General features: G+C 64.0%; 17 protein-coding genes and 1 riboswitch. Of the genes, 10 read left to right on the forward strand and 7 right to left on the reverse strand.

All coding sequences use genetic code 11. The features are described 5' to 3' along the window. Positions 1 to 204: 204 nt before the first annotated feature. From ccmA to SPHINGO391_RS23655, 6 genes are all read left to right on the forward strand, one after another. Positions 205 to 849: a heme ABC exporter ATP-binding protein CcmA gene (ccmA, locus tag SPHINGO391_RS23630; RefSeq protein WP_152011140.1), complete on the forward strand. Its 645-nt coding sequence runs from the start codon at positions 205 to 207 to the stop codon at positions 847 to 849. Beyond that, positions 846 to 1,508, forward strand: coding sequence for a heme exporter protein CcmB (ccmB, locus tag SPHINGO391_RS23635; protein ID WP_152011141.1), 663 nt, complete (start codon positions 846 to 848; stop codon positions 1,506 to 1,508). Before ccmA ends, ccmB begins: the two co-directional genes overlap by 4 nt. Positions 1,509 to 1,552: 44 nt before the next feature. Beyond that, entirely contained in the window at positions 1,553 to 2,314 is a 762-nt protein-coding gene (locus SPHINGO391_RS23640) for a heme ABC transporter permease (RefSeq protein ID WP_152011142.1), read from the forward strand. Position 2,315: 1 nt separating this feature from the next. Beyond that, positions 2,316 to 2,486, forward strand: coding sequence for a heme exporter protein CcmD (ccmD, locus tag SPHINGO391_RS23645; RefSeq protein ID WP_152011143.1), 171 nt, complete (start codon positions 2,316 to 2,318; stop codon positions 2,484 to 2,486). Further along, positions 2,486 to 3,097, forward strand: coding sequence for a DsbE family thiol:disulfide interchange protein (locus tag SPHINGO391_RS23650; protein ID WP_152011144.1), 612 nt, complete (start codon positions 2,486 to 2,488; stop codon positions 3,095 to 3,097). The genes ccmD and SPHINGO391_RS23650 overlap by 1 nt, the downstream gene beginning before the upstream one ends. A 120-nt stretch (positions 3,098 to 3,217) precedes the next feature. Further along, complete coding sequence (locus tag SPHINGO391_RS23655) at positions 3,218 to 3,745, forward strand: NUDIX hydrolase (protein WP_152011145.1); 528 nt, start codon at positions 3,218 to 3,220, stop codon at positions 3,743 to 3,745. 104 nt (positions 3,746 to 3,849) lie between these two features. Here the strand turns inward: SPHINGO391_RS23655 and SPHINGO391_RS23660 are convergent, their stop codons facing one another. The 7 genes from SPHINGO391_RS23660 to SPHINGO391_RS23690 form a co-directional block, all read right to left on the reverse strand. After that, on the reverse strand, positions 3,850 to 4,881 hold the full coding sequence (locus SPHINGO391_RS23660) for an AI-2E family transporter (RefSeq protein WP_152011146.1): 1,032 nt from the start codon (positions 4,879 to 4,881) through the stop codon (positions 3,850 to 3,852). Between the two features lie 25 nt (positions 4,882 to 4,906). Further along, the gene (locus SPHINGO391_RS23665; RefSeq protein WP_152011147.1) at positions 4,907 to 5,620 is read right to left on the reverse strand and encodes a septation protein A; all 714 of its coding nucleotides are present in this window, start codon (positions 5,618 to 5,620) and stop codon (positions 4,907 to 4,909) included. Beyond that, positions 5,617 to 7,356, reverse strand: a complete 1,740-nt coding sequence (gene ftsY, locus SPHINGO391_RS23670; protein ID WP_152011148.1) for a signal recognition particle-docking protein FtsY — start codon at positions 7,354 to 7,356, stop codon at positions 5,617 to 5,619. The genes SPHINGO391_RS23665 and ftsY overlap by 4 nt, the downstream gene beginning before the upstream one ends. A 24-nt stretch (positions 7,357 to 7,380) precedes the next feature. Beyond that, positions 7,381 to 8,685, reverse strand: a complete 1,305-nt coding sequence (mtaB, locus tag SPHINGO391_RS23675) for a tRNA (N(6)-L-threonylcarbamoyladenosine(37)-C(2))-methylthiotransferase MtaB (protein WP_152011149.1) — start codon at positions 8,683 to 8,685, stop codon at positions 7,381 to 7,383. Continuing rightward, positions 8,682 to 9,560: a diaminopimelate epimerase gene (gene dapF, locus SPHINGO391_RS23680; RefSeq protein WP_152011150.1), complete on the reverse strand. Its 879-nt coding sequence runs from the start codon at positions 9,558 to 9,560 to the stop codon at positions 8,682 to 8,684. The genes mtaB and dapF overlap by 4 nt, the downstream gene beginning before the upstream one ends. A gap of 66 nt (positions 9,561 to 9,626) precedes the next feature. Next, positions 9,627 to 10,046: a DUF4345 domain-containing protein gene (locus tag SPHINGO391_RS23685; RefSeq protein WP_152011151.1), complete on the reverse strand. Its 420-nt coding sequence runs from the start codon at positions 10,044 to 10,046 to the stop codon at positions 9,627 to 9,629. A gap of 136 nt (positions 10,047 to 10,182) precedes the next feature. Next, the gene (locus SPHINGO391_RS23690) at positions 10,183 to 11,262 is read right to left on the reverse strand and encodes an MBL fold metallo-hydrolase (RefSeq protein WP_152011152.1); all 1,080 of its coding nucleotides are present in this window, start codon (positions 11,260 to 11,262) and stop codon (positions 10,183 to 10,185) included. Between the two features lie 278 nt (positions 11,263 to 11,540). Here SPHINGO391_RS23690 and SPHINGO391_RS23695 point away from each other — a divergent pair, with 278 nt between their 5' ends. From SPHINGO391_RS23695 to SPHINGO391_RS23710, 4 genes are all read left to right on the forward strand, one after another. Continuing rightward, on the forward strand, positions 11,541 to 13,193 hold the full coding sequence (locus SPHINGO391_RS23695) for a diguanylate cyclase (protein ID WP_152011153.1): 1,653 nt from the start codon (positions 11,541 to 11,543) through the stop codon (positions 13,191 to 13,193). 198 nt (positions 13,194 to 13,391) lie between these two features. Further along, a riboswitch (TPP riboswitch) is annotated at positions 13,392 to 13,505 on the forward strand. Beyond that, complete coding sequence (locus SPHINGO391_RS23700) at positions 13,500 to 14,108, forward strand: YkoF family thiamine/hydroxymethylpyrimidine-binding protein (protein ID WP_152011154.1); 609 nt, start codon at positions 13,500 to 13,502, stop codon at positions 14,106 to 14,108. It overlaps the preceding riboswitch by 6 nt. 52 nt (positions 14,109 to 14,160) lie before the next feature. Further along, a complete protein-coding gene (locus SPHINGO391_RS23705; protein WP_152011715.1) occupies positions 14,161 to 14,946 on the forward strand; it encodes an ABC transporter permease in 786 nt (261 codons plus the stop codon). Then, positions 14,943 to 15,692: an ABC transporter ATP-binding protein gene (locus tag SPHINGO391_RS23710; RefSeq protein ID WP_152011155.1), complete on the forward strand. Its 750-nt coding sequence runs from the start codon at positions 14,943 to 14,945 to the stop codon at positions 15,690 to 15,692. Before SPHINGO391_RS23705 ends, SPHINGO391_RS23710 begins: the two co-directional genes overlap by 4 nt.

Raw genomic sequence — 15,692 nt, forward strand, 5'->3', positions numbered from 1 at the left:
GCTGTCCGCCCGTGACGCCCTGGCGTCATGTTCGGCGCTAGATTGAATTCACGCCGACCGCTGGCGTGGTTGCGGGCGTTATAGATAATTTCGTAAGAACGTGCCAGATCAACCAATGGCCCATTTCGATGTTTTTTTGGGTGGTTAGTTTTTTCTGAATGGGAGCGTCGGTCACTGCCCGGCGAGCCTGGATGCGGGGGGCCGATGCAGGCTACAGCCACGAAACTCAAGGGACGGCGCGGCGACAGCGTGCTGTTCGACAATCTGGGCTTCACCATCAGCCGCGGCGAGGCACTGGTGATCACCGGGCCGAACGGAGCGGGCAAGTCGACACTGCTGCGGATCCTGGCCGGTCTGCTGGCTGCTGATTCGGGTGAATTCCTGCTTCTTGACGATGATGGTGCGGCGTTGCCGGTGTCGGAATTTGCCCATTATCTCGGTCACCGCAACGCCATGAAACGGGAGCTGCGGGTGCAGGAAAACCTGAGCTTCTGGAAAAGCTTCCAACGCAGCGACAGCGGCGAGGGGCTGAGCGTGGACGAAGCGATCGACCAGGTCGGGCTCACCGGCGTGGCGCATCTGCCGTTCGGCTATCTCTCGGCCGGCCAGCAACGGCGCATCGCGCTGGCGCGGCTGCTGGTCTCGCGGCGGCCATTGTGGCTGCTTGATGAGCCCACGGCGGCGCTCGACAAGCGCTCGGACCGCCTTTTCGCCGATCTGGTCCGCCAGCATCTGGAAGCTGGCGGCCTGGCGATCGCCGCCACCCACCAGCCGCTCGGGCTGGAGAATGTCCGGTCGCTGGAGCTCTCGGGCATTCACAGTGCAGTTTCAGGGGAGGTCTGGGCATGATGGCGCTGCTCAGGCGTGACCTGGCGATTGCCACCCGCTCGGGCGGGGCGGCAATGCTCGGCGTGCTGTTTTTTCTTGCGGTGGTGGCGGTGATTCCCTTCGGCATCGGCCCGGACCTCAACCTTTTGGCGCGGATCGGCCCGGCGATCCTGTGGATCGGCGCGCTTCTGGCCTCGCTCTTGGGGCTCGACCGGCTGTTCCAGGCTGACCGGGAGGATGGCTCGCTCGACATGCTGGTGATGCAGGACTGGTTCTCGCTGGTCTTCACTGTCTTCGTCAAGAGCCTGGCGCACTGGCTCGCCACCGGCCTGCCGCTGGTGCTGGCCGCCCCCCTGCTGGGCCTCTTGATGAACATGGGCGCCACGTCGACGGGCGCGGTGATGCTGACGCTCCTGGTCGGCACGCCCGCGATCTCGTTCATCGGCGCGGTGGGTGCGGCGGTGGCGGTGGTGCTGCCGCGCGGCGGGCTCTTGGTGTCGATCCTGATCCTGCCGCTGGCGATCCCGGTCCTCATCTTCGGAGTCAGTGCTTCCTATGCCGCGGTGACCGACCCGGACCCGTTCTGGCCGCCGTTCATGATCCTGTCGGCAATCGCGCTTTTTTTTGCAGCACTCGGCCCTGTTGCGGCGGCTGCGGCGCTCAGGGGTGCGTCAGATTGATTTGTCGCATTGAAACCGGACGCGGCAAGGATTAGAAAAAAGCCATGAGTGACACCACCATCTCCCAGGGCTGGTTTACCAGCCTCGCCAATCCGACCCGGTTTCTCGCCCTTTCCGGGCGGATCCTGCCCTATCTCGCCACGGCCGCGGTGCTGTCGCTGGTCATCGGGCTCTACATGTCGTTCGCGGCGCCCGAGGACTACCAGCAGGGCATTACCGTCAGGATCATGTTCATCCATGTGCCGGCGGCCTGGCTCGCCATGATGTGCTACTCGGTGATGGCGATCGCCTCGCTCGGTACGCTGGTCTGGCGGCATCCGCTGGCCGATGTCGCGGCCAAGACGGCGCTGCCGATCGGCGCCGCCTTCACCTTCCTGTCGCTGCTCACCGGCTCGCTCTGGGGTCGGCCGATGTGGGGCACCTGGTGGGTGTGGGATGCGCGGCTGACATCGGTGTTCGTGCTGTTTTTGATGTATCTCGGGCTGATGGCGCTGCACAAGGCGATGGATGATCCGGCCCGGGCGGCGCGTCCCGCCGCGGTGCTGACGCTGGTCGGCTTCATCAATATCCCGATCATCAAGTTTTCGGTCGACTGGTGGAACACGCTGCATCAGCCGGCGAGCGTGATCCGGCTTGACGGTCCGACCATTCATGCCTCGATGCTCTATCCGCTCCTGGTGATGGCGCTCGCCTATACGCTGATCTTTTTCACGCTGCATCTGATGGCGATGCGTAACGAAATCTGGCGCCGGCGGGTGCAGACGATGCGCCGCCAGGCCGCGCAATCCATCGGTGGCGGAGCCTGACATGATGAGCCACGAAGCCTTCGTCTTTCTCTCCTATGCGGCAACGGCGGTGACGCTTGCCGGATTGCTGGTGTTCATCCTGCTTGATGGGCGGGCGCGGCGGCGCGAACTGACTGAACTCGAGGCGCAGGGCGTGCGGCGGCGGTCGAAATCTGCCGGCGGGTCCAGCTGATGAGCGAAAAGATCCACGACGAGGCGGCACCTGCCGCGTCGGGCCGTCGGCGGCTGCTGATCGCGTTTCTGCCGCTGGTGGTTTTCATCGCGCTATCGGCGGTGTTTCTCTACCAGCTCGGTTCCGGCAAGGATGCCAGCGAAATTCCCTCGGTGCTGATCGGCACCAGGGCACCGTCGCTCGATCTGCCGCCGCTCGAAGGGCTCAGCGCCAACGGAGCTCCGGTGCCGGCGCTCACCGATGCGGCGATCGAGGGCAAGCTTGCACTGGTCAATGTCTGGGCATCCTGGTGCGTGCCCTGCCGGCAGGAGCATCCGATCCTGCTTGAGCTGGCGCGCGATCCGCGGATTGAGCTCGTCGGTATCAATTACAAGGACAAGAACGACAACGCGCTGAGATTTCTCGGCGAACTTGGCAATCCGTTTGCCGCCGTCGGCGTCGATCCGGTCGGCAAGGCGGCAATCGACTGGGGTGTCTACGGCATTCCGGAAACCTACCTGGTCGCGCCGGACGGCGAGATCCTGTTCAAGCAGATCGGTCCGTTCACGGTTGAAAGCCTGCGCGACAAACTGCTGCCGGCGATCGAAAAGGCTGTTGCCCCGGCAAGCTGAGTGGTCGGTTTGCGCCGGCCTGCCCGTCTGTTTTCCACTGACCCACCGTTGGCTGTTTTTTATCGCGAAAGCCATCACGCCGCTCTCGCCTTGGCGCACCGGTGGCTCTATCTTTGCCTCATGAACACGTTCAAAACCTTCCACCGCCTGGTTCCCGACGGCGATACCCATGAGCGCGATGTCTGCACCACCTGCGGCTTCGTCAACTACCAGAACCCGCGCATCGTCGTCGGGTCGGTGGTCCGGCACGAAGGCAAGGTGCTGCTGTGCCGCCGCGCCATCGAGCCGCGCCGCGGCTTCTGGACAGTGCCGGCCGGTTATCTGGAGCTCAATGAATCGCCCGAGGACGGGGCGCGGCGCGAGGCGCGCGAAGAGGCGCTGGCACAGCTCAAGCTCGGTGAGCTGCTGGCGGTCTATTCCGTTCCGCATCTGAGCCAGGTGCAGCTGATCTGGCGCGCCGAACTGATCGATCCGGAGGCCGGCGGGACATTGTTCGGGGTGGGCGAGGAAAGCCTCGAGGTCAAGCTGTTCGACTGGGACAATCTCCCGGTCGACGAAATCGCCTTCCCCACGGTGCACTGGATGCTCGGTCACGAGCGCGAGGTGATGGCGAAGGGGTATGCCGGGCCGTTTGCGAATCCGGGGTAGGGTTTCGCTCCCGCTTCGAGTTCCCCAGCGGGCTAGACGGTCCCCAGCGGCTTAAGCATCCGGTTCTGAATGCTCGGTGACGCAGTTGGGTATCGTCTCCAGTCTCACACCCGCCCGCTGGCCGAGAGCATGACGGCGATGGGGCGGGTTGTCCTGATCTCGGCGAAGACCAGGACGAGACTGGCGGTCATCGGCACCGCCAGAAGCGCACCGGGCAAGCCCCACAGCGTGCTCCAGAATGCCAGCGCCAGGAGCACGACCAGCGGGCTGAGGTTGAATGCGCGGCCCATCATGCGCGGCTCCAGATAAGCGCCGACGAGAACCTGCGCTGCGGTGAGCGACGTGAGCACCACGCCCGCCATCCACAGGGTGCCGAACTGCGCAAGGCTGAGAAGCACGGGAAAGATCACGCCGATCAGCGAGCCGATATAGGGAATGTAGTTCATGAAGGCGATCAGCACCGCCCAGAACAAAGCGAACTCGATGCCGAGCGCCAGCATGATGACGTAGGAGATTGCGCCGAGGATCAGGTTGACGGCGGTCTTGACGAACAGGTACTCGCCGATCCGTTCGTTGATGCGCGCGAGCAGCGACAGCGCGCGCGCGCCGGCCTCCTCTCCGCCCAGCGCGTTCACCACCTTTCGCGCCATCATGCCGCGTTCGGCCATGAAGAAGCTGGCATAGAGCACCACCAGGAAAAGTGTCCCGCCAAACCCGCGCAGCGAGGCCAAAGCCGGCGCAATCCAGGATCCGAAATCCACCTGGTCGAGCGTCGCCCGCCGCAGGTTTGCCCAGGTCGGCTCGTCGTCGATGCCGAGCAGGCTGGCAAAGCGGGTGACAAGCGCCTGAAGATTGCTTTCGTAACGCGGCAGGGCTGCGGCCACCTGTGCGATGTTGTCGATGACCAGCACGAAGAGAAGCACCACTGCCAGGACGAAGGCAAGAAGGATGAGCACCCGTCTTGCCCAGGCCGGCAGCCGGCCAATGATGGGGAGGCCCTGCATGCTCTGGGCGGCGGTGGAGAGCACGTAGACCGATATCGCCGCGGCAAGAATCGGGATCAGTACCGGCTTGCCGATCCAGATCAGCCAGCCGATCATCAGGGTGAGCGCTGTGCCGTAAGTCGCGTTCCGCATTCCCGTCGTGACCCTCGCGGCGTTTCTAACCCTTCGCCTTTTCCTCATCCTCTTCCGGCAGGGCATGCCGCTGCATCAGCGGAAGCTGCATGATGGTGAAGACGATCGACAGCGGCATGTTGCCCCAGACCTTGAAGGCGATCCAGAAGTCCGTGGAGAAATTGCGCCAGATGACTTCGTTGACCACCGCCATCAGAAGGAAATACAGGCCCCAACGCATGGTCAGGATGCGCCACCCCTCGGCGTCGAGACGGAAGGCGGAATCGAACACGTAGCCCAGAAAGGACTTCTTGAAGAGGAGTCCGCCGAGAAGGATGACACCGAACATGGTGTTGATGATCGTGGGCTTGACCTTGATGAAGATCTCATCCTGGAGCCAGAGCGTCAGGGCGCCGAAGACCAGCACGATGACACCCGAGAGCAGCGGCATGATCGGCAGGGTGCGGGTCAGCGCCCAGGAGACACTCAGCGCGATCGCGGTGGCGATCATGAAGCAGGCGGTGCCGACGAAGATCGGGCCGCCGATATCGGCCAGGAACGGCACCCGCTCGGCAATCCATTCGCCGCGCGCATTGGCGAAGAAGAAGACCAGGAGCGGTCCCAGTTCCAGCACCATCTTCAGCAGCGGATTGATGCGCTTGCGGTCGGGGGCGTTGGGATCGCTTTCGAAAATGTGCGGTGCCGTGTCGCCGGCCTCCGGATCCGCTGGCCGGGGTGTTGTGCTGTTGCGGTCGTTCATTTTGGTTCTCCGGCGATTGCCGAGGCGAAATCGGCCGCCTCAAAGGGTTCGAGGTCGTCCACGCCTTCGCCGACACCGACGAAGTAGACCGGCAGTCTGTGCTTGGCGGCGATGGCAACGAGAATGCCGCCGCGGGCGGTGCCGTCGAGCTTGGTCATCACCAGGCCGTTGACGCCGGCGACGTTCTTGAAGATCTCGACCTGGTTCAAGGCATTCTGGCCGGTGGTCGCATCAAGCGTCTGCAGCACGGTGTGCGGCGCCTCCGGATCGAGCTTGCCGATGACGCGCACCACCTTGGCGAGCTCGTCCATCAGCTCGGTGCGGTTCTGCAGGCGGCCGGCGGTGTCGATGATCAGCACGTCGGCGCCATCCTCGCGGGCGGTCTCGAAGGCCTCGTAGGCAAGGCCGGCAGCATCGGCGCCGAGCCGGGTCGAGACCACTTTCGAACCGGTGCGCTCACCCCAGATCTTGAGCTGCTCGATGGCGGCAGCACGGAAGGTATCGCCGGCTGCAAGCGTGACTTTCAGCCCGCCGGAGCTGAGCTTGGCTGCGAGCTTGCCGATGGTGGTGGTCTTGCCGGTGCCGTTGACGCCGACCACCAGAATGACATGCGGCTTGTGGCTGAGATCAAGCTCCAGCGGTCTTGCCACAGGACCCAGAACCCTGGTGATCTCGTCGGCCATCACCTTCTGCACTTCGGCCGGAGAGATGTCCTTGCCGTAGCGGGTCGAGGACAGGGCGTCGGTGATCCGCATCGCGGTCTCGACGCCGAGATCGGCCTGCAGCAGGATGTCTTCGAGCTCCTCGAGCGTCTCCTCGTCGAGCTTGCGCTTGGTGAAGATGCCGGTGATCTGGCCGGTGAGCTGGCCCGAGGTGCGCGACAGGCCCTGGCGCAGGCGCTGCCACCAGTTTCCTCGGTCCTCGACGACCGGTTCGGGCGCCTTTTCCGGCTCCGCCTGCGAGACCGTGTCGCGGACCACGAGCCTGCGCGGCTCCGAGGTGGCTGAGGGCTCTGAGCTGGCTACGGGTTCTGCTTGCGGCTCAGGCGCGGGCGGGATTGCCGGATCAGCGGTGAGATCCTCGGGTGCCTGCTGAACCTCGTCCGTGGAGCCGGTACCGCTGCCTTCGGGCACGCCGGTCGCGGCTGGACTGCTGGCGTCGACCGGGAGGGGCGGTTCTCCGGCATGATCTTCATCAGCGGGCGCAGGCGTCGGTCGCGCGGCGTTGCCGGCCGTCTCGGGGGTGAATTGCATGGCGCCGCCGTCGTCCGGCAGGCTTTCGCTGGCCGCTGTACCGGACGGGTCCTGGTCTCGCGCTTCCAGTGCGGTTCCCGCGTCGGGCGCGGGGGCGGCGGGAAGCGTGGGATCGGAGGAAAGTGCATCGGGCGCGACGCCTTCCTCGGCCGCTTTGCTTGTATCCGCAGCAGCGTCGTCATTCCTGGGAGCGCTTTCGACCGTACCGGCGTCAGCATCGGTGGCAGAGGCTGGGAGCGGCGGCTCACCGGCATGGGATTCATCCGCCGGTGCCGGGGATTCGCCGGCGTTTCCAGCCGCTGTTTCCGGTGTGAACTGCATCTCGCCGTCGCGTGGGAAGGCCCGTCCGGTAGCCGCTGCGTCGTCTGTCACCGGTTCTTCGCCGGCGGGTTGGGCTGACGTTTCCTCGGCGGGTTCGGGCGCCGGCGCCTCTTCCTTGTTCCGCCCGAAGGAGAAAACCTTTTTGATGAAGTTGAGCGCCATTCCGGTCCTGTATCTTGTTGCGCGTCAGCCTGCGGCGACGTCTGCGATTTCCATATGATCCGTTACGGCGATCTCGCCGGTCAGGTGATCTGCGGTGCGGCCACTGACCCTTACCAGCGCCATCTGGCCCCGTGGCGCGCCGGGCGCAACCACCGGGGTGAAATTTTCTGTCCGCGCCGTGCCAGAAAACTCGACCATAACCCTATGTGTTTCAGCCGCCGCCGCCATCGCCGAGAGATGGGCATCATAGGCTTGTTCACCGCGTTCCCTCAAGCGCGCCGCGCGTTGCTTGATGAGCGCGCGATCAAGCTGCGGCATGCGCGCCGCCGGAGTTCCCTGCCGCGGCGAATAGGGAAAGACATGCAGGAATGCCAGGCCGCATTCCTCGACGATGTCGAGCGAACGGGCGAACATTTCCTCGGTCTCGGTCGGAAAGCCGGCGATCAGGTCAGCGCCGAACGCAAAGCCTGGCCGCAAGTCCCGCACCTGGCGGCAGAATTGAACCGCATCGTCGCGGCTGTGCCGCCGCTTCATGCGCTTGAGGATCAGGTCGTCGCCATGCTGCAGCGACAGGTGCAGATGCGGCATGAAACGCGGTTCATTGGCAATCAGGTCCATCAGGGCTTTGTCCACCTCGATCGAATCGATCGACGAAAGCCGCAATCGCTTGAGGTCAGGTACCTGTTTGAGAATGGTCCTGGCCAGAGTACCGAGGGTCGGGCCTCCCGGCAGGTCGGCGCCGTAGCTGGTGGCGTCGACACCGGTGATGACGACTTCCTGGTAGCCGTTGCCGACCAGTTTTTCGATCTGGCTGACCACCGCCCCCATCGGCACCGAGCGGGAATTGCCGCGGCCATAGGGGATGATGCAAAAGGTGCAGCGATGATCGCAGCCGTTCTGCACCTGCACGAAAGCCCGGGTATGGCCTTCGACCGCCTCGATCATCTGCGGCGCGGTCTCGCGTACCGACATGATGTCGTTGACGCGGATCTTCTCGCTATGGGAGACGCCGAAATCGGGCAGACCGCGATAGGTCGCGGCCTGGCCCTTGGCGTCGTTGCCGATCACCGCATCGACCTCGTCCATGGCGGCAAATGTTTCGGGTTCGGTCTGGGCGGCGCAACCCGAAACCACGATGCGGGCGTGCGGATTGTCGCGGCGTGCCCGCCGGATGGTCTGGCGCGACTGTCGCACCGCGTCGGCGGTTACCGCGCAGGTGTTGACCAGGATGGCGTTGTTGAGGCCCGCCGTTTCGGCGGCCTTGCGCATGGTTTCCGATTCGTAGGTGTTGAGCCGGCAGCCGAGGGTAAGAACGCGAACGCCGCTCACGCCGCCGCCTCGTCCGCCTTCCAGTCTCCGGTCAGCGGATCGACGGTTCCCGAGAATTCCCATTCCGCCGGTCCGGTCATGATCACGTGGTTGGAGGCGCGCCAGTCTATGTGAAGCGGGCCGCCGGGCACATTGACGGTCACGCGTCGGCGGGTGCGATCGGTGCGCGCGGCGCAGACCGCGGCGGCACAGGCGGCCGAGCCACAGGCGCGGGTGAGGCCGACACCGCGTTCCCAGGTCCGAAGATCAAGCGTCTGGTCATTCAGGACCCGGGCAATCGAGATATTGGCGCGTTCGGGAAAGATCGGGTGATTTTCCAGCAGAGGCCCGAAGCGCTCGAGATCATAGGACCAGACGTCCTCCTTGACCCAGAAGATGGCGTGCGGGTTGCCGATCGACATCACCGAAGGCGAATGCAGCACCGGGTCGTCGATCGGTCCGACCTGCAACTCGATGCGGGTGGTGTCATAAAACTCTTCGGCCAGCGGGATCCGGTCCCAACGGAATTCGGGCACGCCCATGTCGACCGAAATCAGCCCGTCTTCATGCTCTTCGGCGGTCAGGATGCCGGCAAGCGTCTTGAAGGTGAAACTCTTGCGTCCGGTTTCCGAGGCGAGCGCCTGGACAACGCATCGTGTGCCGTTGCCGCAGGCCTGGGAGCGGGAGCCGTCGCGGTTGAGAATGTCGATGCGGTAATCCACGCCGTCGATATCGGTGTCGTGGATTGCCATGATCTGGTCGAAACCGGTGCGGTCGCCGCTTGCCAGCGCAATGGCGGCCTCTGCGGTCACGGCATCAGTTCTGCCACGCATGTCGATGACGACAATGTCGTTGCCCAGTCCGTTCATCTTGGCAAAAGGAACCATCGATCCCATCGCGTGCACCCGTTGTTGCTCGGGCTCTATATGGCTGAAAAGCCGCGTGATTACCAGTGCCGGCGCCTATCGGGCGTCGGCGCGGGTTCCGGGTTGCGTCCTGAAAAGCCAAAAGCCGAGGGCAGGGAAAAGCACCAGTTCGGCCAGCAGCGACGGCAGCACCTGCATGGCGAGAATGGTATCGGTATCGCCGGAGGCAATCCGCATCAACCCGCCGACGAAAACCAGCGCGCACATGGCGATCAACGCGGTGCGGAAATGGGCGACAGCGAAGGAGCCGGCGAGCAGCACAAGTCCGACGCCAAGCCAGACACCGCCAACAAAGCGGGCGTGATTGTCCTGCACGGCAAACCGCGCGGGGTCGGTGACGGTGATGAAATCGGTCGAACCCTGCCAGCCCAGGGTGCGCATTCCGCCCAGACCGAGATCAAGGCCGAGATAGATGATGATGGCACCAGCCAGCATGAGAACCAGTCTGAGAGCCATGGCAAAGTGTTCCTAGCAGAATTGACGAGACGGGATGTGCGGTATCGCCGTTTGAGAGGAACCGGCGTGGGCGATGCATACACGTTGTTGCGTGCCTGTCCAACTGTCTTGCGGATCAGGCATGCCGAATTGCCGGTCAGGCGGTCAGCGGATGTTCCCAGGCTTCGCCGACATGCAGCGGCCGGAAGCGGTCCCTGGAAACGCCTTTCTCGGCGAGCCTGGCCTGCAGCACCTCGGCGGGCGCGTCGCGGCCCTCGTCGGTGAGCTGGAACGTGCCCCAGTGATGGCCAAGCGCAAATTCGGCGCCCGACAGCAGGAAACCATCGATTGCCTCGTCCGGGTTCTGGTGCTGGTCCTTCATGAACCAGCGCGGCTCGTAGGCGCCGACCGGCAGGATCGCGGCGCGGAAGCTGCCATGGCGCTCGCGGGCATTCCTGTAAGGCCGGCCGTTGTCGAAGCCGGTGTCGCCTATATGCAGGATCTTGCCGCCCGGGGTTTCGAGCACGAAGGCCGCCCAGAGCGCCATCGAGCGGTCGTTGACGCCGCGCGCCGACCAGTGATGGCACGGTTCGAAATGCACCGTCGCCGGGCCTGACTTGATCGACTGGCCCCAATCGCCCGTCATCACCCGCATGGTGGGAACGTGCGACTTGATGATGGCGTCATTGCCAAGGGGCGTGATGACCAGCGGATTGTGCGCCAGTCTCAGCCGCGCCAGGGTTACCAGGTCGAGGTGGTCGTAGTGGTTGTGGCTGAGCAGCACCAGATCGATGTCTGGCAGGTCCTCGAAGGCGATGCCGGGTGCGGTGACGCGCTTCGGCCCGGCAAAGGAGAGCGGGCTGGCGCGGTCCGACCAGACCGGATCGGTAAGGATGTTGAGCCCGGCGGTCTGGATCAGCATGGTGGCATGGCCGACCATGGTGATGCGCAACCGGTCGCCTTCCACGCGCGGCTCCGGGCGGGCTGGCGCGAACGGGCTCTTGACGGATCTGGGCCAGCTTGCCTGGTTGCCGCCGAATTTCCATTTCAACAGATCGGAAAACCCCTTGGGCTCCGCGCCGTCAGGGTTGAAGAACCGCACCCCGTCGAAATGATCGCTGAGCGGACCGGAATGATAGGGATTGGAATTGCGTGCGACAGCCATGGCGGTCCCTGATGCGCCAACCCCGAAAAGGGCCGCGAGTGCTGAAAATTTGAGAAAGGAGCGACGTTTCATGGTGGGAGATATGGTGGGGCGGCGGAAGGGTTCAAGAGAAGAGGGTTGCGGGATAAGAGGGTTGCGCTGCCACCGACTGCCGTACGGTTGCAGCAGGCTCGCTGCAATCTCTGGCCCTTTTGCAGAAATGCAGTTCTTGGCCGGGCCAGATCTGATGGCCCGCGAGATATTTCGGCTCATGGCAAAGCTTCATTAGGAAAACGCGGTTATGACTGGATCAGAAGTAAATGGACAGCGCGCAGTGAGCCCGCGCTGCCTGATTGCCTGAAGGACTGACAATGAGCTTTTCGACCCCGATCCTGCTTGTGATCGCGTTGCTCGCGATCCTCGTGGTCGGGCGAATCATCAGATCGCCGCAAGCACCGGGGCGAGTGGCCTTCGGGCTGGCAGCCGTGGCATCGGTCTGGTGGATCGCCATGGTCGTGCTCCGCCTCAACAGTGAGGAGCTGTCGGACAAGATCCTGTTCAGCAGGCTGGCCTGGTTCGGTATCGTCGCGACACCGCTGTTCTGGTCGGCAGGATTTCTCGACCATGCAGGCTTCAGCCAGGTCACCAGGCGCCTGCCAATCACGATCATGCTTGTGATCAGCGCGCTCGCCGGTTTGGCCGCCCTGACGGATGGCTATCATCACTGGATCTATACCGGCGTCATCAACGAAGAACGGCCGAGCTTCTCGCACGGATGGCTGTTCTACGCGCTGTTGGGGGGGATGTATCTGTGCATGCTGCTTGCCTGCCTGATGTCGATTTCCCAATTGAAGCGCGCCGCTCGTCTGCACAGGCGTCAAATGGTGGCGCTCCTGATCGCAACATGCGTACCGTGGGGATGCAACGCGGCTTTCGTGCTGTTCGAGTTCCGGCTGTTCGATGACGATCCGACGCCCTTCGCCTTCAGCGCGACGGTGATGGCCGTGCTCTTCGCGCAACATCGCGGAAAGCTGTTCATTGCACCGCCGATTGCCCGGGACATCATTTTCTCTATTCTGCGCGATCCGATCATTGTGCTTGATCCAAGCGGTCTGGTTCTCGAGACCAATCCCGCGGCAGAAAAGCTGACAGGGTTCAGTGCCGAAACCGTGGGGACGAAGCTTCCGCCTTCCCACCCGCTGATGGCCTTTATCGCAAGAGATACCCAGGCCGAATCGACGAAGCCGATCATCCATTTCGAGGCAATGGAGACGATTTTCGAGGTATCTGCGCAGCCGCTGGAGCGCTGGGGCCGGCAAGGCAGCGTCATGGTTGTGTTGCGCGACGTCACAGTGCGCGAAGCCGCGCAGAAAAGCCTCGCGGATGCCGGGCAGGCGCTGAAGCTGCGGCTTGAGGAAAACCTGCGCCTGCAGGAACAGCTCGAACAGCAGGCCTTTCACGATCACCTGACCGGCCTTTACAATCGGCGTCACGCCAGCACCGTCATCCCGCCCGTTATATCCAGCGCGAGCGAGGAGGCGCCGGTATCGCTGATCGTCCTGGATCTCGATTACTTCAAGCAGGTCAATGACCGGTACGGGCACGATGTCGGAGACAAGGTCCTGTCGAGTTTCGCAAGCATCCTCAGCGACAGCCTGCACGGCTCGGAAATGGCGTTCCGTCATGGCGGCGAGGAATTCCTCGTCGTGCTGCCGGGCACGAGCCGCGACCAGGCGCTCGAACGATGTGCCAGGTGGCGGCACGAACTTGCCACCCACAGCATTGTGGAACTGAAGGGCGTCGCGTTGTCCTTCTCGGCCGGCATTGCACTTGCTCCCCAGGCCGGAACGTCGCTGACGGAGTGCACAAAAGCAGCCGACGTCGCACTTTACCGGGCCAAGATCTCCGGACGCAACACGGATATCGTCTGGGGCGAGCATCTTGACGGCATAGCTGGCGAAGGGCCTGCCGAAAGCGGCAAAGCGGGCGACCGCCGCGCACGCCGGGGCAGGGCCAGCCTGTAAGGCGGTGTTGCCGCACGCCGGGTCGCCCACGATGTCGGCGGTGGCTCTTTCATCCGTTCGTTGACACGGCAATCTTGCTCCAACCCGCAGCCCTGAATGAAACCGCAGCGCTGGCAATGCCGTTGCGAACGCGGCAGAAAAATCTGTCGCGGCGGCGAACGAAAGCACTTGCATTTGCATGTAAAGCCTGTTGAATACGCCTCACCACAGGGGTGCCGCGTAGAGCCGCGGCTGAGATGCGGGCGCCAAGCCCACGGACCCTCGAAGCTGATCTGGATAATGCCAGCGTAGCAAGGAGGAACCAAGATGTTCGCAGGCGCGCAAGTATCCCTTTACCCCATGACCGACGGGTTCGTGGATGTCATCCTGTCGTCGCTTTCGGCGCTTGATCCGTATCGCGATCGTCTCAGGATCGAGACCGACGATATCTCCACATTGGTTGTCGGGCCGCCGGAGGTGCTGTTTCCGGCGCTGCGCGACCTTTACGTGGCGGCCGCTGCCAGCCGGCATCACGTGGTGCTCAGGGCGACGCTGTCGCGTGGCTGTCCGGGCGAACCCGACGATCCGATCTGCCAGACCAATGCGCTCGCTAATCCGTCCGAGCCGCTCGGCTCGCGGCAGGCGGCGGCACTTGCCGCGCTTGGCGACGCGCCGCAGACCGGCGAGACCGCCCGGGCGCAGTTTTCGCTTTACGTGATGGGCGCGGGCGACCACATGGCCGAAATCATGGGCTGCATCGATTTTCTGAAATCGAGCGGCAGTTTTGACCGGTCGAAGAATTTCTGCACCCGGCTGATCGGTGATTCGGGGCCGGTGTTTGCCACCCTGCAGGAAGCCTTCTGCCGGTTCGGGCCGCCCGCCGGTCACGTGACCATCGATCTGACGGTTTCCGCCAACAGCCCGTCCATCGGCTGATTCCATGACAGGTTCATCGTCCGGCGCGCCGGCGGCGCGGCCTGGTGGCTGCATGCCGTCCCTCATTCGCACCGCTTCAACCCAGATCCGCCAGGGCCTGCCTGCCATTCTCAGTGTCGCGGCGGCACTTACGGCGTGGGAAATCTACGTCCGTGTTTCGGGCATTTCGGCGCTGGTTCTGCCGGCGCCGTCGCGGGTGATCGGCCAGATCGCCGCCAATCGCGAGCTGTTGTGGGCCAACACGCTGCCGACGCTGCAGGCGACGCTGACGGGTTTTGCCTTCTCGCTCACGCTTGCCTTTACGCTCTCGGTGCTGATCGATTTCGTTCCTCGGCTGAGGCGGGCGCTGTTTCCGGTGTTCGTGATCAGCCAGACCCTGCCGCTGGTGGCGATCGCGCCGCTGGTGGTGTTGTGGTTCGGCTTCGGGCTGACGCCGAAGATCCTGCTGGTGGCGCTTGTCACCTTTTTCCCGATGCTGATCGCGCTGGTCGACGGTTACGACTCGACCGAACCCGAGATCGAGGCGCTGCTCGGTTCGATGGGCGCGTCCCGGGTAGGCATCTTCCGCCGCGCCCGGTTTCCCTCGGCGATGCCCTACTTCTTTGCCGGCTTGCGGATCTCGATCACCTATGCGGTGGTGGCGGCGATCTTTGCCGAATATGTCGGCGCCCGCGCCGGGCTCGGCATCGTCATTCTCAACGCCAAGAACAGCTTCCGGCCGGACCTGATGCTTGCCGCCGTGGTGATCAGCTCGGCCCTGACGCTTGCCCTGTTCGGGGCGACGGCGCTGATGCAATGGATCGTGCTCGGATGGCGGCAGGCGGGGGCGGGGCGATGAGCGCGCTCGAACTGAGCAAGATCGGTCTCTCGCTTGGCGGCATGCCTGTGCTCGATAGTGTATCGATGCATGTTGCTCAAGGCGAGTTCGTCTCGATACTCGGCCCTTCGGGCTGCGGCAAGTCGAGCCTGTTGCGGCTTCTGACTGGGGCGCTCAGGCCTGATCGCGGCGAGATCCGGGTCGGCGGCGCACCGCTTGATCAAAGCCCGCAAGCCTTTGCCTTCATGCCGCAGCGCGACGCGCTGATGCCGTGGCGGCGGATCATCGACAACGTCATCCTCGGGCTCGAGGTCCAGGGTCTGGGCCGCGCCGAGGCGCGGGCAAAGGTGCAGCCGCTGTTTGCAACCTTCGGACTGGATGGCTTTGAACGTCATTACCCGGCTCAGCTTTCGGGCGGCATGCGTCAGCGCGCGGCGCTGATGCGCACCATTGTCCAGGACCGGCCGGTGCAATTGCTCGACGAGCCTTTCGGGGCGCTCGATGCGTTGACCCGCACGGAGATGCAGCGCTGGCTGGAGAGCCGCTGGCAGCACGCGCACTGGACCACGGTTCTGGTCACCCACGATGTGCGCGAGGCAGTGGCGCTGTCGGACCGGATCTACGTGCTCTCGCCCCGTCCCGCCCGCATCATCGCCGAATTCGAGGTGCCGGACCGCCGTCCGCGCCTCGGCGCCCCGCTTTCGCCCCGGGCCATCCGCCTCGAGGCCGAACTTCTCGACACGCTTCTCACCGAAACCGGAGACTGA

Origin of the sequence: Hoeflea sp. EC-HK425 (genome assembly GCF_902498795.1) — a bacterium.
GTDB classification, from domain to species: domain Bacteria; phylum Pseudomonadota; class Alphaproteobacteria; order Rhizobiales; family Rhizobiaceae; genus Hoeflea; species Hoeflea alexandrii.